Below are 23,475 nucleotides of genomic sequence, written 5' to 3'. Positions count from 1 at the left end.
CCTTTCTATTGGCAAACCGGGTGGCTGCTCGAGAGCCGCCTTGAGCCGGTGCAGTTGTAGGTGCGGTATTTGTCGCGGGTCTGTTTTGCGATCTCAGCACTGCTGGTCCCTGATGAAGAGGGAGGCGGTGAATAAGATGAGCCGGGCGCGCGATAGGTTGATCCGCTCGATCCGCGCTGGGCTTGCCACCGCCGCGAGCTTGCGCCCGGCATATTGGTGCAGTTCCATATGCCGCAGTCGTTCGACTGGCGTTTCTTCGCGATTTGTGAGGCGGCAATCTGAGCCACCGGGCCGGTCGCGAACCAGTATTCGAGAACGTAGAAATGATCCTCGAATATCGAGGCGAGAGCACCCGCGCGCGAGGCGGCCATAACGGCCTCTTCGGCGTGGCGTTTGGACCGCAAGTGGTAGAGCGAATAATACAGCGCGCCGTCATAATCGCGCTTGCCCATATATTGATCGAAGACAGATTGTTCACGCGCCTGCGCATTGCGCGCCGCCTGTATCGCCGCTTCGCGCTCTGCCTCGGCCTTGCGGCGCAAGGATTGCAAACGGTTGCCAAAATCGCACACTTGGGCACTGGATGGATCGCCCGGGATGCAGGCATTCAGTGCGATTTGTTCGGCCGGCAGACGATCGTCCATCGAATAAAGGATCCGCGCAAGATCGATGCAGGAACGTCGATTGCCTTGCGTACAATTGATCCTGCGATACCGCAGCGCCTTTTCCGCATCGAATTGCGGCGATCCCGGCTCAGCAAACACGGCCTCAGCGACTTCGCATCCATCGCGGTCTTGTCCTGCACATGCACGCTGCGCGAAATTGCCAGAACTGGGCAAGTCGCGTTCGACGTCGCCTTCGCCCGCATAGAATATCAGCGCTAACCGCCCGCAGGCCGCCGCTTCATTGGCGGCGCAGGCCTGTTGTAAAAAGCGCAGGCTGAGAAAGGCGTCGTAAGATGGGTTCTCGACATCGGACAAGGCGAGGCCAGCGGAGAGACAGGCTGCCCGGTCCCCTGCATCACACGCAGATATGGTTGCAGGCAGCGGGCTGACACCTTGGGCCAATGCACTGGGAGGCGACACAAAAGTGACCGAAATAAGGGCAAGCAACGCCAGCATGAACGCCGCCAACGCAGAGGCGAGGGGGCAATGCACCCCTATCTTGGCGGCGCGCATCATTCTTCCTTGCACACCCGGCCACCCCCGGTCCCTTGGTATGTCGTGCATACATAGACGCCGCTTCCAGATTTTGGTTTGTACGGCTTTCCGGTTCCAAGCGAGCCGACGTATGGTGCGTCGGCCCGGCGGGCTTGCTCTGCACGATCATCAGCGGCGCGCTGAGCCCAGCGCTGTGCCTCGGATTCGGTCTGGCGCATCATCCGCATTCGCCGCTGATATTCGGCGAAAACAAGGCGCGTGGCGGGCGGGTTGTATTGCCAATAAGACTTGTTTGCGATGGCGTAGATTGCTTCGTCGCTCCACCGCCTCAAACCTGCCGCACCCGCTTCGACAACAAGTTGCCCCAGAAGGTCGCCATCTTCATTCGGCTGAAACAGGTTTTTGCCGTAAGGGTAATAATAGACAAGGTAATTAGCGACTTCGCCAAAATCGCCCGTGCGCGTGGCAAATGATCGCAATGCCGCAGCTGACAAGGTTCCAAGCGAGTTAAGCTCACCTTCCACCTCGGCTGCCTCACGCTGCGCCAGCTCGTCATAAGCATCGGAGCAATCTTGCGCGACGGACAGCTTGTATCGGTCGAGCGCCTTGCGACCGTTTTGGCCCCGATACTCGGCCCAGGTTGCCTCTATCGTTTGCGCATCTTGCTGGCGGATCTGCGCATCATTGCCGGTCACCTCACCATAATGCGCCATGACACGGCTGGCAGGGGTGGACAGGTTCATCCGGTTCTTTGCCGCAAATTCGAGCACTAACGCGCATTCATAGATTAGCTCTGAATCCTCCGCCTGAGCGGAAACGGGCGTGCTTGGCGCCAGCAAAGCGAGCCCCAATCCCAGCGCCAGAGCAATGGGCTTGCCCGTTGGAGCCGGGCGCGAAGTGGAGGAGAGTGCGCTGGTCATCATGATTGGATAACGGCCATTTCACGGTCGCATTCCTGAGCACGGTTGAGCATGTATCGATAGGCTTCATCTGCGCCCATCACACGTGCGCGCCGATTATATTTGGCCTTGGCAAGTTCAATCGCTTGCTCGCCATCCAATCCGGTCCTTTGTTCAAGGATGCGAACAATGTTCAACCAATCGGCCGATCCATAGTTGAGATTGGCATTGCTACCCTCGGCAACGCTGACGACATATGCGCAGCTTGCACTCATTTCCATGAGCTTCTTCGGGCTAGGATCCTTTGCGGATCCAGGCGCTGCAAGAACCAGCAGACCAGCGGCCAAGCCCAGCAGCGAAATTGATGTCTTTGTTACCATGATTTGTCCCCTTAAGTCAGGGGTATGGCAATACGCGTTAGCGGGATAAGGGGGCAGCTACGAATGCTGTCATAGAGGTGACAATTGCTGTTACCTGATTGCAGTACAAGGGCGTTGAGATCATTGCTTGAGGTCTAGAGGCGCTGAGATTTTGGGCTTGATGCGAAGCTAACAGCACTTGTCACGCTATTGGATTGCGTTCCTTTGCTATTTGGACTCAACAAAAAGGCAGTATGCGCTTTGCCGTCTTACACCTAACCCGCAAAAACTGGGCCAAACAAAAGGGCAAGAGTAGGCTTAAGCTATGAAGATACTCTACATTGAGGACGACGCGCGCGCTGCTGACGAAATGAGGAACCTTGCTGTGGAAGAGGGTGATACCCTCGCCGTCGAAATGACCGGGGTCGAGGGGCTCAAGCGAGCAGGGATGGAAGCGTTTGACGTCATCATCATGGACCGGATGTTGGGTGATGCTGATGGCTTGGACCTGATCCGACGGCTCCGCGATGGTAGTGTCAGCACGCCGATCTTGATGCTAAGCGCGCTGGGCAGAACCAGCGACCGGGCAGAAGGCCTTGAAGCGGGCGCAGATGACTATCTTGCCAAACCGTTCGAGACGATGGAATTGCTAGCGCGTGTTCGTGCGCTGCATCGCCGGGCCTCGGGCCGCGAGCATAGCGCGGTCATCCTCTTCGGCGCATTTGAGTGTCACGTGAAGGCTCGCACGGCCTTTCGCGACAATCAGCACTTGGCACTTAGCCCGCGCGAGTTCGAATTGTTCCGTTACTTCATGGAAAATGCCGGAGAAGTCGTGACCCGCGAGATGTTGCTGCGCGACGTTTGGAACATGTCATTCGATCCGCAAACCAATGTTGTCGATGTCAATGTCGGCCGGCTGCGCCGCAAATTGGAAGAAGGTTTCACCAGTCCGGCATTGGAAACCGTTTGGGGCGCGGGTTACCGCCTGTTGCGTGGAACCGTATCATAATTGCTCCGCGTTCCATATTTACGCGAATTGTCCTGCTATCCGCAGGCTTATCCGCCATATTGCTGCATTGCCTCTGGTGGATGACCGACCAGACGATCCGCGATACTTTTACTGCGTCCATGCGGGAGAGCGTGGATCTGGACCTTGCCGGTTTGGTCGATATTTATCAGCAGCGAGCAGGAAGAACTTGAGGCGCGTATCGAGAACCGTCTTGACGCTATTCCAAGCTATGGCGTGCGCCCGCACTCCCTTCTTGCAGATAGTGCCGGTCGCACGTTGCCGGTGATCTGTCCCTGTGGCCAGACCTCGATCCGGCGATTTCAGAACGGGGATCAATTCGCATCGGGAACCGTACCGAGGCCCTCGGCAGAGCCACGCTGATTCCAGAGGATTTGTGGCTGCTGGTCGCGCACGAGCGGCCTGATCGCTCCGATCTCAGCGTGATGGTGAATCGGATTTGCGAATTATATCAAGACACCGCTGAAGCGGAGGGCTATGGTCTTTAGCGGGATATCGAACAGGAGGTAGTCTTGCAGGGGGATGAGGCGCAGCTTAGCAGGGTCCTGACGAACCTTCTCGACAATGCATTCAAGTATAATCATCCGGGCGACGCAATCCGGGTGACCCTTCATCACGGGCCTGTTCTGACCGTAGCTGATGATGGCCCCGGTGTTCCCGCGGAAGAACGGGAACGAGTGTTCCAGCGTTTTTACAGAGGCGAGGCGACAGCTTCTGACATTCAGGGCAACGGGATGGGTCTTGCGCTCGCTCGTGCAATTGCCGAATGCCACGGCTTCTCGCTCAGCCTTATGGACAAAGCCGAAGGTGCAAGTTTTGTGCTTCAGCGCAGGGGGAGCGTGCAAGGTCAATGATCGCTTCGCCAAATCAACCTTGTCCCGCGCGACTAGGGCTTTTGCTCGCTTTCACCATGGGACTATCGGCATGCGCAGGCATGCGGGGACCCGGTAATGATGTAACCGCCCTGGCCAGTCCCGAGGCCGCAGCAATGACGAGCACGGAACGACTGGCAAATGATCTTTCTGCTGCGGGCACCGCCTTTGAGCGCAGCGATCTGGCCACCTTGGAGACTCATTTAAGGGCGATCGAGCTTGCAGGCGCAAGTCCATCGGACCGGCATAGTGAGGAGACTATGCTGGAATGGCGCAGCGTTGTCTCGAAAGACGCCTTGCCTATGCGCGGGAGAGCCCTCGGCCCGGCTTACATCAGCGGTACTCTTGCCCCGGGCGCTACGCTCGACACTGAACAGGTTCTGCTGGGCGGGAAATCGGTTGGCATCGCGGCTGGCACAACGCCGCAGGGCGGACTGCGCCTGCGCGTTTCAAGAGGAGACGGCAAGGCGGTTTGCGAACGATCGCCCGCTCATGCGCGCGAATGCCGCTTCGTTCCCGCCTATACACAGCGGTATCGAATAGAATTGTTCAACTCGGGGACGGGGAATGCGCGCTATCACATTGTTTTGGAGTAAAGCTGCGATGCTGGCTTCGCTGGGTGCGTTTGCGCTTTGGTTCGCGCCGCCAGCTAACGCCCAGGAAGCGCAAAACACTTACTCAACAAGCCTGCAGCAATATGCCCATTTGCAGACATTGGAAGACCGGGCCATCGATCTTCAGGAAAACGGAGCGCAGGATGAGGCCGGCCGGATACAGTCCATTGCCGCTTGGCAAGCGTTGCAGGATGCCGCCGCGCAAACGTTGCTAGCGGACGGTTCGCCGCACCCGCTTTTCCATATGACCAAGCTCAAGATTGCGTCCCAGCTGTATCGCAATGGGGCGATCGACGAGGCGCTGGAATTGGCGCAAAGCGGGATTGAGGGCGGTCGACCCTATCTCGAAAGCTACCCTGCGGCCATGGCGGACGGGGCTGCGCTGATCGGTTTGCTACTGACCCAGAAGGGTGAGCCCGAACGCGGCTTTTCGATGACACAGGAAACCTATGCGGAATTCACCAAGCTTGGTGATGGTGCGCGCGGCCCGGGCTTTACAATGGCGAAATCCAACCTCGAATTTTCGCTGTCTCAAACTGCCTTGCGCATGGGTCGTACGCAGGAGGCTCTCGATTATCAAAAGGCAAGCCTTGATACGCGCGAGGGACGCCTGGGCCCAAACAATCCCGATACAATCGCGGCCTATTACAGCTATGCCCAGACGCTTCGCCGGGCTGATAGGATGGAAGAGGCCGAGGCCTATGCCCGGACTGCTGTCGAACGGGCAAGCGCGCATGTCGATCCGTCACATCCCAGCTACGCCCGGTCTTTCGAGATGCTGGGGATCATACTTGCCAATTCCGGCAGGCCGATCGAGGCGACAGATTTCCTGACGACCGCGCTGGAGCTCAAGCGCGAATACGAAGGCGCAGATACGCTGATCTTTGGTTACGGCATACACAATCTCGGCAGCATCCTGCTCCAGCGTGAAAAGTATGAAGAGGTGCAACCGCTGTTTGCCGAGGCGGAAGCGATCATGACGCGATATCAAGGGCCGAACAGCGCCTTTCCGATCCTCGCGCTTGCTTATAATGGCCAGGCATCGCTAGCGCTGGGCAATCCGGGCGAGGCTATCACGCTTTTGGATGACGGACTTCAGCGGCTGGGCGAGGATACGCAGGATGTCGAGGCTTTGGGACGCATCGTGCCCGATCTCGTGCGATCCTTGATGCTGACAGGCCAAAATGCCGAAGCGCTTCGCCATGCACAAACATTTGAAAGCCGCGTCCTTGCCAGCGACAAGACCGATGGGCTTGAAATCGCGCTCGCGTCCTTGCTGCTCAGCTATGCCCAACCGGGTGATTTGGGCGATGGCTATACAGACCAGGCGTATAGTTTGCTCGGCACTATCCAGCGCTCTCTAGGAGACGAACAGAGTTCTGCATTGACGGTGCGACATCTTGCAGCGGTGGATCTTGCCATGGAAATTGCGGCGCAGCACAGCGATGCGGAACTCATGCTGTCGGCCATGTCGCTGATCAGCCGCTCGCAGCTTGCCAGGGCCAGCAGCCGCAGGGCAGAACAATTGCGCGCCGGAGATCCGGGCCTTGCCGCTCTTTTGCGCGAACGCGCCGAGGCATCTGATAGAATGAAACAGGCCGACCGCGCGATGCTTCTTGCAATGGCGCGAGGCGAAGTGACCGAAGGTTTGCGTGATGAACTGGAACGGATGCGGGTCGCGATTGCAGCTATCGAGGAAAACTTGCAGCGTGGGTTCCCCCAGTGGGCCGAGGCAAGTCTGCCTCCTGAAACTTCGATCTCCGCTCTACAGGATGCGCTGGCAGAGGATGAGGCGGTTCTGGCCGTAACTCCGGTCTATTACGGCACCTATGCGCTGCTGATTACGCCGTCGGAAGCAAAGCCAATCGCGCTGCAGGCAAACAGGAAGACAATCGTTGATCTCTCCAACGCACTCGGGAGCAGCGTGAGGGTTGGATCATTCGACGAGACGACTTCACGCAGGCTTGGCCAAATGCTGTTCACGTCCGAGATTATGGAGCAGCTTGCTCATACGCAGGCGCTACGGATTTACACAAATGGGCCGCTCGCTTCTCTTCCCTTCTCATTGCTGAAGGCCGGAGGAACGGGCGGCGACGAGGCTTGGCTGGTCGACCGCTTTTCTCTCAGCTACCTCGCCGATCTGTCGGCTTGGGAAGAGGAACCTGCCGAGCGCGGCGACCGTAGCGATGCGCTGGATCTGGTTGCATTTGCCGCGCCTGCCCCGTTTGAAAGCACAACTCGAGGCGATATCCCGGCAGCATCGGCGCCATCGCGCATGGCCGATTATTTTTCGCGCAGTTCAATCGACACGGAAGCGCTCGCAAGTTTACCGCCTCTCCCCGGAACCGCCGAGGAAGTCAGGACAATTGCAGCTGCTATACCGTGGCGCAGCCAGCGTCTTTTTATCGGAGCAGAGGCAAACGAGGCTTCGATCCGAATGGCTGAAACGAGCCGTGCAGATATAATCGTGGTCGCTACTCACGGCATCGTCGCGGGCGAAATAGAAGGGATTGCAGAGCCAGCGCTGGTTCTTTCGCCCGGTGTTGAAATAGGTAATGACGGCCTGCTGACAGCCAGTGAGATCGCGATCCTCGAAATGCACGCAGAGTGGGTCATCCTTTCGTCCTGCGACAGTGCAGCGGGGATGGAAGGTGGACTGCCAGCTTTCTCTGGTCTTACGCAGGCATTTCGAAAAGCCGGAGCGAAGGATTTGCTCGTGTCTCACTGGAAAGTGCGTGACGACATAGCCGCCTTCGTGAGTTCGCGAACCGTGATAAATCATCTAAGCGGGATGAGCAAAGCCGATGCCTTGCGCGGGGCAATACGCGAACTGCGCAGCGACAGCGGCATCGAGGGCGCGAACAGCCCGTTCGCTTGGGCCCCGTTCGTTCTTATCGAGGGCTGAACTCGTAGCGGTATTCTTGGAAATCCCAAGCCCAACCAAACCCCATGAATTCAGCCAAGCCCACGCTGCTTTGGGCGCAAGCAGGGCTTGCCCTTGTCCTGGGCGCAATTGCGGCGCGGGCCTCTGCGTTGCAGTTTCAAAGAGCTGCCTACCTTGATATTCCAGCAAACAACGAGGCTGAGCGTTACGGCATGGTTTCGCGTATCCTCCATCGGTCACCCTGCAACCTTACCAGACCGCGGTCATGGCATACATCACCGTTGTTCGACGATTCTTGCTGAACTGCGGTGACGGCGTCCGCTTGCAAGGTCCGTATCCCTCGAAGCCGCCTGTCAGAAATCCGCGATTAACAATTTGACGATAACGCTGGCAGCTGAAGTTCTCCATGATAACACTGGATTCATGCCAATCATCCAGCTCTGGATGCAAACGTAATTGGAGAGGCCATGGCGGCGGCACTTGATTTCACTTACCAGTACGCATTCCCATCAGGTGTCGTCGTCAACGATGATAGCGGACCTCAGCTTTCGCTCGCAACATGCGATGCGGACCTGGTAAAGCCCTATTTCTTCGATGGAAAGCTGCGCAAGCCCCGGCAAACCGGAGAAATGCTTTACGTCCTCAGCGACGTTGTGCGCACGCATTTCTTCCTGCCACGGCCCGCGCTGCTCGACCCGGTTCTAACCAGCAATGAGAGCCTCTTGCGCTTGGAAGGGTTCAGCGGATGCTGCGGCGTTTATGCGCGGGTCGATCTGCCCGAGGGCGTGTTCGAGGGCGATTGCCACGGGCGCGGAACGACCAATGTCGATTTCAACACGGACATGCGCAATGCGCTGTTGAGGCTCAGGGATGACGAGCAAGTGGAATTTGCCGTCGGTGCAGACGAGGTTGTCCTCAGCCGCGGCAACGAACGCACGGTTGAAAAGAAAGTGCAGCTGCCGCTGCGCTGGATCAAGGGTTTCAGTGAGGTGCAAGCTTATCTGCCGCAATTGGAAGTGGCGATGGAGGTGTCCGCTCCTGATGCATTGCGGTTCTTGCGCTCGCTGCCAAAATCCAGCGTGCCCAAACGACCCACCTTCGCCATCTCTGCTGCCCGCTCCATCCGTGCAAGCCAGCGCGAAGTGGCTGGAGCTGTGCCGATCCACGGCACACACCGCGTCAAGGTGCTCGAACCCTTGCTGTTGCGGGCCAAATCGCTGCGAGTTTGGGTTGATCGCGATAGCGGGGCGAGCGGGTGGGAAGTCCGGTTCGAGCAAGGATCGTTCTTCTTGCTTATCAGTCCAGAGCTGTATCGTGGCTTTTCCGGCGAGGGACAGGTGCTTTCAGCGCTTGCCAATCCGCCTGGCGACGAGGCGATTGCAAAGGTTCGTGCAAGCTTGAAATGGCAATCGGAATTGAACGCGCAGGCGCTGGCCGATCAACTGGGTTTGCAAAGCGCCGAAGTCGTTGGCGCGCTTGCGGTCCTCGGCAGTCGCGGGCTTGCGGGGTTCGATAGCGATAGCGGCAATTACTTTCATCGCGAACTGCCGTTCGATCTCGACAAGGTCGAGGACATGCAGCCCCGGCTGGGTAATGCGCGCAAGCTCATCGAGGCAGGCAAGATTGCCCTTGTGACCCCGGCCAGCGGCGATGCTGCCGCTATCTACGAAGTCGCCGGAACCGGCACAACGCACCGTGTCCGGTTGGAAGAGCAGGGCCCGGCCTGTACGTGCCCGTGGTTCAGCAAATACCAGGGCCAGCGCGGCCCATGCAAACACATCCTCGCAGCCTCAATCATGGCGGGGGACGACGAAGGTAAACCCAGTACATGACACCCGATGAGCTTGAACACCTGATCCTTGAAACGAAGGACGCGGAGACATTCCGGCTGATCTTCAAAGGAATGGACGAGAAAGCACGCAAGAAGCTCTCGACAACCGCAAGTAAGGTGCATCGTCAACTGTGGGACGGCAAGGCGAATGCCTCAGCGTCGGATCGGCTGAAGAAGTTTCTCAAGACGCGCAAGGATGGCAGCTACCAATATTGGAACTCTCGCGCCAACAGCAATGCGGCACTGGCTGTGTTCGCTCTGGGGCCACTTTCCGCAGTCAAGAAATGGCAGACCCGTGCGAGCTACGAAGACAAGGAAGTCTTTCGCGAGCTGATCGCTGACCGGCGACCCGAATGGCTGCAAGATTGGATCGAACACGAATTCGAGCAGGAATGGACACAACTTGAATTCCCCACCATTCGGGCATGGATCCGCGATGGGCTGATCTCCAAACCGGTGAGCGACGGCTATTACCGCTTGTTCGCCTCACATTTGATGCGGACAGGCTTCTACGGGCAAAACAAGACATACGTGCCTCCTCTCAGCAAGCAATTGCTGGAAGACTCCGTCCTTCTCGACGATGTTGAGGGCCTTTTTCGGGTCGAGACGACTGCGTTCAACACGAACAGCTGGCTCGTAAAGGGGGCGCCCGATCATTACGAAACGTGGCCTCAGGCGCTCGTGAAACTGGCGCAAGGCGGACATTATGATCGCGGCAAACTGCTTGATCTGGCGCTGTCCGGACTGCAGGCGGACATCAAGCAAAATCAGCTTTCCGGGTACCACAAGTTTTTCAAGCTGATGGAGCCAAGCGGGTCGGAGATCGCGGCCCGTCAATCCGCGCTGATTGCGCTATTGTGCCATCCCGTGGGGCATGTGGCCAAATTCGCTATCGATATGCTCGCGCAGCTGGAAAAGGCGAAACAGCTCGACGATGATCGGGTGCTGCGAGAATTGCCTAGCGTCTTCTCGGGGGAAGGTAAGGGCAATGGCATCGCCGCCCTGCGGCTGCTCGACAAGGTGCTCAAACGCACGGCGACAAAGGCCAAAGGACAGCCGAATGCGAACGCGCTCGGGGCCACGATCGAAGGATTGCGCCACGCCCATGCCGATGTTCAGGCCAATGCGATTGCCTTGTTGAGTGCTTATGCCAACTCACTCGATCGGGCACAGTGGCAGGATGTTGAAAGCTTCGGCTCGTTTGTTGCTGCCAGCAACCGCGCAGCAATGACCGACCTTCTCGGTCATGCCGGCGATGCGGTCGAACCAGAAAGTATCGCTGTGGTCCAGCCTGCCATCGAGCAGTTGCAGCCCTACGTTCCCGATACGCGGGAGTTCGCGCAATGCTCGGTTCTTGACGGCTCAAACAGGATTGAGCCGGTCGAAGACCTGCAGGAACTGATCGACCTTGCTTTTCATTGTGCGGAAATTGTCGAGGACGTCGATGAAGTAGAGCGGTTGCTGGACGGGATCAGTCGTCTTGCCGATCAGCGGCCCGCCGACTTTCAGGACCGCGTTGCCCCGTTGATTCACCGAATGCAAAAAGGCGGCACAAGCTATAACGGGCTGGCGACAGCGTATCCAGGTGTTGCCGAGACCATGCGAGCTCTCGTGCTAACCTGGGCCATGGGTGAACTGCGCGGCTCTCACAAGCAGGAACTCGCCTATTATGTTCGGGAAGACGCGTTTGTACCGATGGTCGCATTTCTGCACGGGGTATCAAGACACGTTCATCGGCGCGAGCCCCGCCAGTTGCTCTCAACCATTACGCACCCGGGTGGCTGGATTGATCCACTGATCTGGGCCGAGCGACTGCAAACGGCAGCACAAAGAGGCGGGATCGAGGATTCGACGGACTTTCGCCTTTCACTGCTACGGCTCGCTCCCGACAACCGCTCCGAGGCACTTCAAAAGGCAGAAACGCTATCTGGCGATGCGGGACGGCTGGCACGGTTTGCTCTGGGCGGAGATGAAGCTCCAAAGAGCGACGACGGCAAGCATTACGCTTCCTGGCTGACGGCCGCGCGTGCGCGCGATCCCTTTGCCGACTGGAGCGAAGCGTTCCAATCGCTCGATATCGATGATCCGTGGCCCGGCGGCATGGTTCCGGCGGTCCACCGATGGCATAGCGCGAGCAAGGCAGAGCAATACGGCGATATGCGGTGGAAGGCTCCGATATTCGAAATCAAGGTTGAACGGGCCGATGGCAAGTCCACAGCTCCCATGAGCTCCAAGGGCACCTTCTTCAATATGTCCCGTTTGCTTGGCCGCAAGGAAAGTGTCGAATGGGAAACTATTCCCACAGCGGCCGTCTATCAGCATAAGTCGAAGGCCAAATATCAATGGTTTGGCGATCTGAACACGACATGGGTCGCGCAATGGCTTGCCTATATCTGGCCGCAGCACCCGGACTACGCCCTTTATCGCGGAGCCAGACAATTGATGCAGCGGGTCGATGACAGCGCCAGCAATTGGACCCCTACTCACGGTTTTTTCAAGGCATTGTTCGTTCGCGGGAGGCCTTGGGGCGAGGCCGAGCATCTGCTGCTTTCGCTGGGGCTCGTCGGCAGGGATGCCGATGCCAAAGGCCTTGCAGTCGATGCTATGGTCGAGGGAATTGAAACGCGGCAATTCAATCCTGCCTGTTTTGCAGACGTCATCGCACGCGTGTCGGCAGGGGGATGGCTCAAATACAACCGCCTTGGCGAAAGCCTCAAACAAGTGGTGCAGGTCTCGCCAGTTCATGCGAGTGCGACCGGCGCTGCGCTACAGGAATGGTTGCCAAAATTCGATCTTGGCCAGCGAAATGCTTTTCATGTTCTGGAGGCATTGGTCGAAGCGCAGGCAATAGCCCCGCACCCTTTGAGCAAAGAGGTGCGCGCGGCTCTTGCAAAGCTGAAAGGGAAAACTAAGACGGCGAAACTCGCGCTGCAGATACTCTCGTAAGGATGGGGGCAGTCTCAGATCTTAGGCCTATCTCGGGGCCGGTTGCCGACAGTCCGCTTCTGTCGAACGAACGGCGCAAAGCCGCCATTCTGCTAACGACCCATTTGCGCACAATTTTGATCAGCTATTTTGCGACCCAAGATGCTTTAAAAACGTCGCGAGCAGCCACGTGGAGAGAGCGTTCGCCAGACATGATGCAAAAGTGCTGCCAAGGTTGATCGCTGGTCTGAACGGAGCTTTCGGAACCGAAGAAGAATTAGGCATCAGAAAGCCAGCGTGATGCCTCTATCTTGATAAGGTCGGCGGGCCGAGAGGCAGCCTCCTCAAATGTAAGGACCGGGTTCGGATCACCATCCCACGAGGTCATAAATGCTCGAACATCCTTAAACTCAACCGTCAGACTTCCTTCTTCATAAGGCAGTGTAACGACCAGTGCTTGGTAGTTACCGCTTTGCATGGCGATGTCGCCAAATGAGGGGGTGTTCCCGCTCGCCTCTTCGAGGGGTATCCACTCTATCAACCGCTGCTCGCTCTGAATTTCCATCACTCTTCCATAGCTGCACAGCCAACGAATGGGAAAGTCCGCTTTCCACCGCGGTAGCGGACGCCAGAGCCAATCTGACGATTTCCTGGAAACAGTCATTTGGTTCTCAGGCATTTCAGTGTCGAGTTCGAACGTCCGACTTTGGGGCGCAGAGCGATCTTTGTGCTAAGTGCGCCGAAAGCGCCTCTTCAATCTGCCCCTCAATAATACTTCTGTATATCAGAGAGTTGCTTGACGCTGCGGGCCGATTTGCGGGATTCGCGTAAGGGCAATCCTGAACTACTGCATGAAATCAGACGCCTAGGGCCCTTAGTGCGAGTACTCTTCTGAAACGGCGCGATCGATCGGTTTCGTGAGATAAAGGCAAGGCTCGAGATTGTCTTTAAAAGCGTTGTGAGCGGACAATCGCCAAACGGCGCTAATCGGATCAAGCAGTGCCAAGCAGCATTCCTTTATGCCGTTACAGGTTAGCACTGCGATTGAAGGACCGATGAAAGTCGCTTGCCTAGTGTTTGGTCCTCGCCCTCAATCGCCTTTTGGGCTTGGCGCAGCGCTGCGCAGCGGAACTGAGTGCCGTCCTTGGCGCTTATCTCAATAATCTCGACAAACGCATCGGGCGGCATGACCCTTGCCCCGCGTGTCAGGAAAGCATTGTGCCACCTTTCACCGCCGGAAACGATTTGCGCAAACACCATTCTTTCTTCGCCGCCTGGCTCTGGGAAGACGGCATCACCCGTCTCTTCAAGCAGAGCGCGCTCGGTTCCTCTCATCAAGAACAGAGCAGCATATCTGCGAGCTGCCTCTGGCCGGTTGCCCGCAGCGAGCGCAATTTGCATCATCGCTTCTTGGGCCAATGCATCGCGCCAGCCGCGCTGGGCTGCATATTGGATCGCGAGCGCGCTGGCCTCATTGTTGCCCGCTGCAAATTGCGCTTGTGCAAGCAAACGCAGATGCCGGGCAGGCAGGGGACGACGCCTGACAAGTTTCTGCGCCTGCGCAACGCCAATTTCAGGAATGCCGGAATCAATCGCCAATGCGGTTATCCGGGGTTGCGCCCCTGACCGGAAGATTTCCGGTACATAAAGCGCAAGCGACGCTGTTCTTCGGGCCTCGCGATCCAGATGAACCGCTGTTGAGACGATTGCGATGCCAAGCAAGGCTGCGACCCAGATAATGCGTGCGATCATATCTTGGCCCCCCGCCTTGGAGCGGAAAAGCGCACAAGCACAACCAATGCAAAGCCGGCAATTGCAAGCATCGTTTGATTTCGAAGAGGGTAATCTGTGACGGATTGCAATGCTAACGCCACAAGAGTGATGCTGCCGCTCCAGGCGATCCATCTGTCCTCTCGGCCCCGCGCCTGCCAGCTGAGCCATGCTAAAAGTGCAAGCCAGCCGGTAATGAGCAGCAGTCCGGGGGCACCGGCTTCGATTGCGACTTCCAAATAGTCATTGTGCGCGCGGCCTGCGCGGCGCTGCGTGATGTTTTCAAGTGATTCGTCTGTTTGAAACACATCGTCAAACGTGCCCATTCCCGATCCAACGGGCCAATATCGGCTGGCGGAGTAGCTGGCATCTTCCCAAATGTAGGTCCGCGCGTCGGTCCGGTCGCTTTGGAAGCGCTCTATTACATCGCCAAGTCTGCCCGGTACCATTACACCAACGCTAGCCACAGCGCCAAGGGTCAGAACGACCGCTGCCAAAGTCGCCCACTTTCGGGTTTCGTTTCCCCGCTGCCCTTTGCGCGGCGTTGATATCTTTTGACGCAGAACCCGCAAACAAAGTGCTGCGATCGGTAAAAATGCGATGACCAAGGACGTGCGTGACCGGGTCAAAAGGATGGCGACCAGCAGCAAGAGGCAGATAATGATGCGCGCCGGTAGTGCGGCTTGTCCAGCTTGCGGCGGTGCGGGCAAAAGCGCCGCGAAAGTCAGGCACGCGACCAAGAATAGGCCAGCGGTATTTCGGTTGGCGAATGCTCCAAACAAAATGCCGGGCATGGGAATTTCAGGATAGAATAGGCCCGTTGCCCCGTTCGAAAGCACTTGAAAGATACCAACAGCCACATTCGCAAGGCCGAGGATTACGACAACCCAGCCTAGCGTAATCAAATGCGCGCGTGGAGCCTTCCACCCTATGAACAGGACAGCAAGCGGAGTTATCAAGGCGGTGATCGCAAGGAGGGTGCGGACTGGATCGACGCTTGCCGTGGTCCAGCCAATACCGCCTGCAAGCTCCAACGATTGAGCAACCAGTTCGCGGCCTGGCAGTGCCGTCCAAACTTGTGGGGGGAGCGGTATGAGGAAAAGCGCAGGCAAGAGCACTGATGCAGATGCAAGAAGCTTTAGGGCAAAGGGCGCTTCAAGCCAGAACTTCAGAAAGGCATCTCTGTGAAATGCGAGCGCGCCGATAGCGGTGAGCTGAACCACAAGGTTCGCAAGCCCATACCTTGACCCTCCCCCGCCAAAGACAGCGGCGCAAACGAGCAAAGCGCACAGAGCCCAGAGGTGACTGCGCCTCTTGCTCGTGGGCCCATTGCTCGTGGCATTGTTGGTTTGCGTGTTTGGCACAGCTTTGCGTATCGGCTTTTTCATGCAGCCAGGACAAAGAAAAAGCGCCCGGGAAACCCGCGCGCTTATTCTTTGCGTCACCGCATATGAAAGCTGTTAAGCGATCAGGTGCCAGGCGACTGTGTTGGGTCTGTGTCTTCGTCGTCTTCGCTAGCAGCGATGGTGATCGCACCGATCACAGCAGCAGCAGCGAAGATGCCGATGATGACACCAGGTACGCCAACAACATCTTCGCCTTCAGCCGAGCGGCCGAGGCCGGGCTGGGCAGCAGAAGCGCTGGTGTAAACTGGGGCGCTGTCAGCAGCGCGAGTGTTTGCTTGAACAGCGATTGGTGCAAATGCCAAGCCAGCTGCAGCGGCGGTAGTAATAAACTTAGACGTTGATTTGAACATCAATCCTGCCCTCTTGATGAGTGGTTTCACGTAGCTTGTTAGTGCAGCGCAGCACGTTTGACAACTACAACTCGAAAAAAAGGTAAATGAAGTGCTAACCACGGCTTACAAGGCGGTTGTTCAGAGGAAAAGCGGATAGATTAGGGTCTAGTGCACGCTTTAAAGGCAGACGGTCTAGCCATCCGATTCGGTGAGAATCACGTGATACTGCGCAATGTCGCCACCAGTGATGACCGATTCGCGATAGAGAAGCCACGCATGCGCGCCAAACTCACCATCCTTGGGATTTTCGACCCCGATCTGAATTTCGCTTGCCGCGCCCAACGATGATAGCCAATTTTGTGCAGCGATGGCTTGGATCACACAATCACTGCGCCATGGTAGGCGATCGGAAAGGCGCGGAATTACATAGCTAATCCGGGCAAGCCTAGCCGGTGAGATCGGCTGCTCTATCGCAGCGGCCGCTTTGGCCTTCTTGTTGCGGGCCGGGATCGCCTTGGCCTCAAGCCTTTCAAATATGAGCCTTGCTCGAACCAATTCCCAAAATCCCCTGACGGCATAGACCGAAAGCCATGGAATATCGCGCACGCCAGGCAGCTTTCCAGTTTCCGGGATGTGTGGAGATTGCGCCAAGTTCATCATCTGCCTATTACCCCGCCGCCATGGCACAGTGCGCTGCGCTATGCCAAGCCTTGCATCGTCACATCGTATCGTCACATCCGGGATTTTGCACTTTGTCCGTTATATGCGCCATCTATTCGGCTGAAGGTGTGCCGAGCAACGATGTGCAAACTATGCTCAGCTCGCTGCGTGAGTATCCGCATGATGCGGAAGGCAACTGGGTATCGGGCAACCTCGCACTGGCTGCATGTACGTTGCACACGACCAGCGAATCTTGCGCGCAACCCCAACCAGCCACGACCCAAAACGGGAAAATTGCCTGTGCCTTTGACGGCTATCTGATAAATCATGAGGAATTGGCCTGCGACTTAGAAGCGCGCGGCGCATCTTTGCGCAATCGCTCCGATGCTGAGGTTGCGTTGCGAGCCTACGAAATCTGGGGCGATGATTGTGCGCAGCGCCTTCAAGGTGAGTTTGCGCTTATTATAGCGGACCAAAGGCGTGGCCGGCTGTTTGCCACACGTGATCACCTTGGCTTTGTCCCGCTGTACTATCTGCAAGAGGATGGCCGCCTCATAATATCGTCTGATTTCCGGACGATTGCAGCGTTGAAGCCCGCAGCGCTTGAGCCAAACCTGCGGTATCTCGCGCAAACGCTCACCAATCGCTGGTATCTGCGCGAAGAGACGCCTTGGAAGCAGATCAAGCGCCTTAAACGCGCGCATTTCATGAGCTTTGATGGGCGCGTTCTTCGCGAAGAGAAGTATTGGTCGCCCCCAACCGATGTCACTATCCGTTACAATAGCGATGCGGAATATGCAGAGCACTACAAAGAGGTCCTTTTCGATTGCGTCCGGCGCTCGTCGCGTGCGCATCATAAGGTAGGTGTCGCGGTTAGCGGCGGGCTCGATTCATCTGCCATTTTCTCCGTTGCCGATGACCTGATAAAAAGGGGGCAATGGTTGGCGCCGGAGATGCAGGGCTATTCTCTTGCCGCACCTGACGGCAGCAATGCGTATGAACTGCCCTATGCCCGCGCTGCTGCTGCGCATCTGGGCCGCGAATTAAGGGAGCTGCCGCTCTTCGATCCAGATATCGACTATTATTCCGAAGACGCCCATTGGCACTGCGATATTCCCAGCCCATCCAATGGCGCAATGATGCTGACGATGGAACAGCAAGTCGTGGGTGACGGATCGCGGGTCATGCTCAATGGAATTGGCGGCGATGAGTGGCTTCAAGGGCACGCTCACAGCTACCTTGAGTTTCTGGACGACAAAGATCTGGCCGGATTCTGGCGGATGTTAAACACCGAAGCTTCGGATCAAGGTTTCTTTTCGGCTCTGAAACAGTGTTCGAGGCAGACAGCGGTTTGGCTGGCACCGAACGGCTTTCGTGAAGCTGTGCGCCGCAAGATGAGAGCTAAACGTCGGCAAGATGATGTGGCGCTGCGGTGGCTCGCCCCGGAATTGCGAGAGGCCCTTAAAGAGGCGGAGGAAGAGTTCGAAGCCTCATTACCAGCAAACCCGATTGAATGGTCAAAGGTTAACCTTGCCACGACGCCGCGCGGCGACCTCACTCATTCGATGATGCGTCGCCAAAGGAACAAGATCGGCCTCGAATCTCGGCACCCCATGCTTTATCGGTCCTTTATCGAGTTCTCTCTGGCCACGCCTGCTCACATCAAGCGGCGCGGCGCGGTCACCAAAGTCATCCATCGCCAAGCAATGGCGTCTTATCTGCCTGAAAAGGTGCTTAATCGCACAACAAAGGCTAACTTCACTAACACGAAGATCGATCATCAGTTCGCGCAATATGTGAGGGCACACGCATCTCAAGTGCTGCAGGAATTGTGCGATTCGCAGGGGCTTCCACAGATTTTGGACATAGATTTCCGCGGGCCAGAGGGAGATTATTGGGCTTGGGAGATTTGGGGCCTTTACGCTTCCGCAGCATTTTTGTATCAAGCTAACCACACAGGCTAAATTAACCCTGCCACTGGGGTGCAATTGGACAGGAAGAATCAATGATTAAGACTTTTGAAAAAGCGAAGTATGAGGCTCCGAAGCTGACCGTATTTGGTTCGGTTCGTAACCTCACCGGCGGAAGCCAGACCCGTTTCCGTGATGGTGCGGCGTCTAACTCACGCTTCTAAATTCATCGGTCTTACCGACGCTTTAAGGCGTTGATGCAGACTGAAACTTCAAGGCACCCCCACTGGGGGTGCCTTTTTGTTTTGGGGCGTAAGCAGCTGATTTTAATTGGTTTTTCACTTTTGCTTTACCCTGGCATAGAGAGTTGACATGCGCTGCTGACTTTTTGGCGACGTTTGTTTATCGGCTGACCGGCGCACGCTAACGAGCCGCGTCTGCTTACTCGATGAAGCTGCGCGCTGGATCGCGCGCTTACTCTTCAACAAAAATGAGCGCCGATCTTGCTGCTGATCGAAATCTTTGCTCGCTTGGATTGAACCACGCTCTGCATTTGTTGGTAAGTGATTCGCACAAGGCTCGCGATTTTCGGAGAGCTCAGCGATGCTGCACTGCAGCGCAGATCGGCCAAATTGCTGCAATTTTACACTTTTTTCGATTTTTTTTGGGTGCGAGCATTCGAGAATGACAAATTGCGTTGGCGTAACTATTCAAACTCGGCCTTGGAACATGGGATGACTTGCGGTTAGAGGCAGGCGCTATGACTTGGATGCAAGAGACACCGCGGGAACAATCGGCGCTGATAAACGAACCCTACGATCGGTGGGTTGCGCCCGGCGGTGTGTGTATGGCGGAGTTTCGCCGTGAGGGATCTGGTTTCTTGATTAGGTTTCCGGGCCAGGCCGATTTTAGTCTACAGCGCGAGGGCGAGACCTTCGCTATTACGGGTTGGCCCACCCCGGACTGTGACGGGCAAACGCTCACCAATCTCTACCATAATGCGATTGAGCCAATTTTGGGCAACCATCACGGAGGTCTCTACCTGCACGGTAGCGCAGTAGTCGCTCCGGCCAGCAAGTCGGGAACAGCCGAAGACGGTGTCATCGCATTTCTTGGTCTTTCAAGGGGCGGAAAGACGACGCTTGCCGGGTCGTTTGCCCGTGCCGGTTTTCCGTTTCTCACTGAAGATGTGATTGATCTGAGACTTGAAGATGGCACATATTGGTTGAAGCCTAAACGCTCAAAGCTGAGGCTATTTGCAGACAGCGCCCGGTTCTTGCTCGGTGATGACACTGAATTCGAAAACGATGATCTCAAACAAGACGTTGAAGCGGGCAAAGCGCTGCCATTTGCACAGGCCCAAGCGCCGTTGCGCCAAATATTCCTGCTAGGCACCGATCACGCCGCGCCGCTTTCGATCCGCCAGCTCTCAAGCCAGGAGGCTCTCGGTGCGCTGATGCCGCACGCTTTTATTCTTGATGTAACGGACAAGGCGAGGCTGAAGGGGCATTTCACTCGCATGGCTGACCTGTCTCAGGACATCGCGTGCTATGCTCTTGACTTTACCCGCGACTACGCAGAACTGCCGCGAGTACGCAGCGCCGTGCTGGAGGCTTTTTCCAGCTTACGGTGATGAAATATTGAGCGATTTTGGGGCTTTTTCATGCAACTCACTGATCAATTTACAGTGTCCGAAGATGTGGTTGTACGCGAAGTCAGCGGCGAGCTTGTGCTGCTTGATTTGAATTCCGGGCAGTATTTTGGACTTGATGCGGTGGGTGCACGCATTTGGGAATTGCTGGCGGATGGCTTGCGAGATTTGAACGCGATTTGCGATCAGATTGAAAACGAATTTGATGCCCCGCGTGAACGTATAGAAGCCGATCTCATCGCCCTTGCTACACAATTGCAAGAACAGGCATTGATTGCTGCCAAGGCCGCCTGATCACCTAGGGTCCTGACCCTAATCAGCTGAGTTCGCGCACCCCTTCGGTGCCAAGTTTAATGACGCGGTCAGCAAGTTTCAGGCTGGCTGGTCGGTGCGTGATCAGAATAACTGTTCTGTCCTTCAAAACCTCAACACATTCCTCAACGAAAGCAGCCTCGCTTTCCAGATCATACATGCTGGTCGCTTCGTCCAAAATCATAATTGGGGGATTCGCAAAGAGCGCTCTTGCAAGGGCAATGCGCTGTCGCTGTCCGCCTGAAAGTTTTACGCCGTGATCGCCGATTTGCGTGTTCAGTCCATCGGGCAGATCTGCCAAAAACCGGTCGACTTGCGCCATTCGTGCGGCCGTTTTGATCTGTTGTTGCTGGTCTTCGGAAGGTTGGCCAAACACGATATTGTCTGCAATCGACCCGTTGAAAAGCAAAGCGCGTTGGGGAACATATCCAAACTGGCGCCTGAATTCGCGTATCTGAAACTCAGATATGTCGGTCCCATCCAGCGTGATCCGGCCAGACCCAGCCTCGTAAAACCGCAGGAGCAACCGCACCAATGTCGATTTGCCCACGCCGTTCTCACCGGTAACCGCGATGGTTTCACCCGGCTCAATCTTGAGGTTGAGATTGGACAGAACGGGTGCGCGATTAGGGTATGAGAAGCTGAGGTTTTCAAAGCTGATCGCACCTTTCGCTCGCGTGATACCAAGACCATCATTGTGTCCGGGTTCTGGATCGAATGCGAGCACTGTCTCCAGCCGCGCAAGCGTCCCACGAGCCATTTGATAGGACGAGTACATCGTGGCGAGAGCGCCAGCGGGCCGTGTCAGCAAAGCGGCGTAAAGCAAGAAGGCGAACACCTCTGAGGGCGAAGAGGCCTCGCCGGTGAGCGCGCCGCTTCCGATCATGAGAACTCCGATTGCAGCAAGCGCTGCGATAAAGGCCATGACAGGGCCAATAAAGGCCTTAAGCTGAGCCTGCTTGAGCGCGTAGACCCGCGCGTTTTCCGCCGCTTTTGCAAAATGTGAGGTGTGGTGATCTTCGGTGGCGAACGCCTTGATCGCTGGCAAAATCTCAAGGTCGCGTTCTGCAATTGCGACAAGTTCGACTTCGGCAGCGCGCACTTTTCCGGAAAGGCCGCGCAATTGCCGCCCTGTGAGGCGGATCATAATCGCAAAAGCTGGAACCAGAAGCGGCACGATCAAAGCCATGACTGGGTCGATCCAATAAAGGATCGCGATTGCCCCAAGAGTGGTCAGCAAGATCGCCGGTGCATTGGCAAGGGTGCTGGCGAGAAAATCGCTCAAGTTACCCACTTCGTAGGAGGTGAGTGCGAGAACATCGCCCGAGCGCTGCTCATCATGGAAACTCAGCGGCATGATCTGGACATGCTCATAAATCCGCTTGCGAAGATCGGTGAGTATACGAGTGGAGGCATGCTCAGATTGGATCGCAGCGGCGATATTCAGCCCCGTGAGAAGCGCCAGAACAATCACCAAAATGATCAGCGTTTGACTAAGATCTGGTGCTTCACCCGGCGATGAAACGATCGCTCCCAATGCGTTTGCCGCAAGCCACGGCACAGCCAATGTCGCGATCGAGCTCAAGAGTGTCAGCGTGCTGATGCCAGCCAATTGCCACCGAAATCGCCGGGCCCATTCAATCCAAAACGAGGCGCTCACCGTGACCCTACCTTCCGCACCACTCTTCCGGCGGTTTCGATCAGCAGGCGTCCTTGCAAGAATGCCGTGGGCCATTTGGCAGATGCGGGATACTTCTCAACCAAATGCGCCCGAGGCGGAAAGGCGCGTGTGATCACAAGCGATGCTTTTTGCCTGAGCGATCTGGCCTTCTTTACGTCGATCCAGAACTGGCTCAGGCTGTCCGGATTGGCGAAATAGGCGGCGATTGTCGGATCAAGTGGGCGCTCTTCAAACTTGGCCAAGCTTGCCTCTGGAACTCTGTTTCCAAGGTCGATCTGCATGCCGCGCAAGGCCTCAGCAACCAGAGCGCCAACGCCATGAGCATCACAGTGCGCTTCGAGCTTTTGCCAATCTGTATCCGCCATGCTTTGGCAAAGGAGATCCAGATCAACCGACCAGATCAGGCGACGCGGACTGGTCAACCGGCCACTTTCTGAATGATAGCCATGCAAGGCGTGCCATTTCTGATTGATCGTTGCATGGAGGATCATCAACGCAGGGTGAGGTCGATACGCTGCGGGATGGAGCTTTGGGACAGGGCGCCTGTCGTCAAAAAATTCGCTGAGCGGCAAAATACTCTGGAGCACCGGCCTGTCCGATGGCTCCCAATGCAGGTCAATCGAATGCACGAAAAATCCCGCTGCATCGTGCAGCCAGCCTTCCTGATAATAGAGGCCATGCGGATCATCTTTGCGATACCAGCCGAGCTTTTGAAGAACCGCGCGGGTGCGCTCCTGATCTTTGGGCTGCACGAGCAAATCGGTGTCACCGCGCCGTCGCGTGGCGGGCTCTTCATGCAGCGAATAGGCAAGCGCTGTGCCTTTCATCACCGTGGCTTCAACCCCGGTTTTGCTAAGACCATCGAGCACTTTGGAGACGCAATGATGATGGGTGGTTTCCCAAAGCGCGATGAGCCGCGCTTCTTCCGCCATGCGTTCCATTAAGCCTTCCGGCCATGTGGTAAGACGATTTGCCTGTGCGTTCAGGAGAAAGGCGATACCGTGGTATTCGATGCGGTTCCAAACGGTTTCCCAGTTGACCGACCCATCCATTTTCCAAGGCGCAAGGTTCCCGGCCCGAACCGTGCGCAAGGACTTGGCAAGAAAGTCATCAATGGATGCAATGTCGTTCATTGGATAAGCGAATTCGATCCCAAGTTGGGTTATCCCAACACCGTAAATT

At 56.6% G+C, this 23,475-nt stretch carries 20 protein-coding genes; 10 read left to right on the top strand and 10 right to left on the bottom strand.

From position 1 onward, the window contains the following. Positions 1–5: 5 nt before the first annotated feature. From EH31_RS16035 to EH31_RS16025, 3 genes are read right to left on the bottom strand one after another with little or no spacing between them, the layout of a single operon-like run. Entirely contained in the window at positions 6–1,178 is a 1,173-nt protein-coding gene (locus EH31_RS16035; RefSeq protein ID WP_241765965.1) for a sel1 repeat family protein, read from the bottom strand. Then, positions 1,178–2,083: a hypothetical protein gene (locus EH31_RS16030; RefSeq protein ID WP_241765964.1), complete on the bottom strand. Its 906-nt coding sequence runs from the start codon at positions 2,081–2,083 to the stop codon at positions 1,178–1,180. The genes EH31_RS16035 and EH31_RS16030 overlap by 1 nt, the downstream gene beginning before the upstream one ends. After that, on the bottom strand, positions 2,080–2,439 hold the full coding sequence (locus tag EH31_RS16025; RefSeq protein ID WP_241765963.1) for a hypothetical protein: 360 nt from the start codon (positions 2,437–2,439) through the stop codon (positions 2,080–2,082). The genes EH31_RS16030 and EH31_RS16025 overlap by 4 nt, the downstream gene beginning before the upstream one ends. Positions 2,440–2,743: 304 nt before the next feature. On the opposite strand from EH31_RS16025, the gene EH31_RS16020 reads away from it, so the two are divergent. The 6 genes from EH31_RS16020 to EH31_RS15990 all read left to right on the top strand — a co-directional run bounded on the left by EH31_RS16020 (position 2,744) and on the right by EH31_RS15990 (position 12,592). After that, positions 2,744–3,427, top strand: coding sequence for a response regulator transcription factor (locus tag EH31_RS16020; RefSeq protein WP_034962212.1), 684 nt, complete (start codon positions 2,744–2,746; stop codon positions 3,425–3,427). Between the two features lie 530 nt (positions 3,428–3,957). Next, on the top strand, positions 3,958–4,299 hold the full coding sequence (locus EH31_RS18020) for a sensor histidine kinase (RefSeq protein ID WP_241765962.1): 342 nt from the start codon (positions 3,958–3,960) through the stop codon (positions 4,297–4,299). 134 nt (positions 4,300–4,433) lie between these two features. Beyond that, positions 4,434–4,913: a hypothetical protein gene (locus EH31_RS16010; RefSeq protein WP_152553609.1), complete on the top strand. Its 480-nt coding sequence runs from the start codon at positions 4,434–4,436 to the stop codon at positions 4,911–4,913. Between the two features lie 7 nt (positions 4,914–4,920). Then, the gene (locus EH31_RS16005; RefSeq protein ID WP_034962209.1) at positions 4,921–7,836 is read left to right on the top strand and encodes a CHAT domain-containing tetratricopeptide repeat protein; all 2,916 of its coding nucleotides are present in this window, start codon (positions 4,921–4,923) and stop codon (positions 7,834–7,836) included. Positions 7,837–8,282: 446 nt separating this feature from the next. Further along, positions 8,283–9,647, top strand: coding sequence for an SWIM zinc finger family protein (locus EH31_RS15995; RefSeq protein WP_051699363.1), 1,365 nt, complete (start codon positions 8,283–8,285; stop codon positions 9,645–9,647). After that, a complete protein-coding gene (locus EH31_RS15990; protein ID WP_034962205.1) occupies positions 9,644–12,592 on the top strand; it encodes a DUF6493 family protein in 2,949 nt (982 codons plus the stop codon). The genes EH31_RS15995 and EH31_RS15990 overlap by 4 nt, the downstream gene beginning before the upstream one ends. 256 nt (positions 12,593–12,848) lie before the next feature. Here the strand turns inward: EH31_RS15990 and EH31_RS15985 are convergent, their stop codons facing one another. The 5 genes from EH31_RS15985 to EH31_RS15965 form a co-directional block, all read right to left on the bottom strand. After that, on the bottom strand, positions 12,849–13,136 hold the full coding sequence (locus EH31_RS15985; RefSeq protein ID WP_034962203.1) for a hypothetical protein: 288 nt from the start codon (positions 13,134–13,136) through the stop codon (positions 12,849–12,851). Between the two features lie 467 nt (positions 13,137–13,603). Further along, positions 13,604–14,323, bottom strand: a complete 720-nt coding sequence (locus tag EH31_RS15980) for a hypothetical protein (RefSeq protein ID WP_051699362.1) — start codon at positions 14,321–14,323, stop codon at positions 13,604–13,606. Continuing rightward, entirely contained in the window at positions 14,320–15,564 is a 1,245-nt protein-coding gene (locus tag EH31_RS15975; RefSeq protein ID WP_161782167.1) for an O-antigen ligase family protein, read from the bottom strand. The genes EH31_RS15980 and EH31_RS15975 overlap by 4 nt, the downstream gene beginning before the upstream one ends. A 245-nt stretch (positions 15,565–15,809) precedes the next feature. Next, complete coding sequence (locus tag EH31_RS15970; RefSeq protein ID WP_034962199.1) at positions 15,810–16,097, bottom strand: hypothetical protein; 288 nt, start codon at positions 16,095–16,097, stop codon at positions 15,810–15,812. Positions 16,098–16,271: 174 nt separating this feature from the next. Beyond that, on the bottom strand, positions 16,272–16,814 hold the full coding sequence (locus EH31_RS15965; protein WP_206742049.1) for a lasso peptide biosynthesis B2 protein: 543 nt from the start codon (positions 16,812–16,814) through the stop codon (positions 16,272–16,274). Between the two features lie 17 nt (positions 16,815–16,831). Between EH31_RS15965 and EH31_RS15960 the strand changes: the two genes are divergently transcribed. From EH31_RS15960 to EH31_RS15945, 4 genes are all read left to right on the top strand, one after another. Then, the gene (locus tag EH31_RS15960) at positions 16,832–18,703 is read left to right on the top strand and encodes an asparagine synthetase B family protein (protein ID WP_034962195.1); all 1,872 of its coding nucleotides are present in this window, start codon (positions 16,832–16,834) and stop codon (positions 18,701–18,703) included. Positions 18,704–18,744: 41 nt separating this feature from the next. Then, positions 18,745–18,873 (top strand): lasso RiPP family leader peptide-containing protein, encoded by a 129-nt coding sequence (locus tag EH31_RS17600; RefSeq protein WP_152553608.1) that lies wholly within the window; start codon positions 18,745–18,747, stop codon positions 18,871–18,873. Between the two features lie 545 nt (positions 18,874–19,418). Continuing rightward, entirely contained in the window at positions 19,419–20,282 is an 864-nt protein-coding gene (locus EH31_RS15950; protein ID WP_206742048.1) for a hypothetical protein, read from the top strand. 30 nt (positions 20,283–20,312) lie between these two features. Further along, positions 20,313–20,594, top strand: a complete 282-nt coding sequence (locus EH31_RS15945) for a PqqD family protein (protein ID WP_034962192.1) — start codon at positions 20,313–20,315, stop codon at positions 20,592–20,594. 22 nt (positions 20,595–20,616) lie between these two features. Here EH31_RS15945 and EH31_RS15940 read toward each other — a convergent pair whose 3' ends face one another. Together EH31_RS15940 and EH31_RS15935 are read right to left on the bottom strand one after the other, a co-directional pair. Next, positions 20,617–22,272: an ABC transporter ATP-binding protein gene (locus EH31_RS15940; RefSeq protein ID WP_241765961.1), complete on the bottom strand. Its 1,656-nt coding sequence runs from the start codon at positions 22,270–22,272 to the stop codon at positions 20,617–20,619. After that, complete coding sequence (locus tag EH31_RS15935) at positions 22,269–23,426, bottom strand: nucleotidyltransferase family protein (RefSeq protein WP_152553607.1); 1,158 nt, start codon at positions 23,424–23,426, stop codon at positions 22,269–22,271. The genes EH31_RS15940 and EH31_RS15935 overlap by 4 nt, the downstream gene beginning before the upstream one ends. Positions 23,427–23,475: the final 49 nt, after the last annotated feature.

Source organism: Erythrobacter longus, assembly GCF_000715015.1.
Classification (GTDB): domain Bacteria; phylum Pseudomonadota; class Alphaproteobacteria; order Sphingomonadales; family Sphingomonadaceae; genus Erythrobacter; species Erythrobacter longus.
This window is presented reverse-complemented; position numbering and strand designations above follow the sequence as displayed.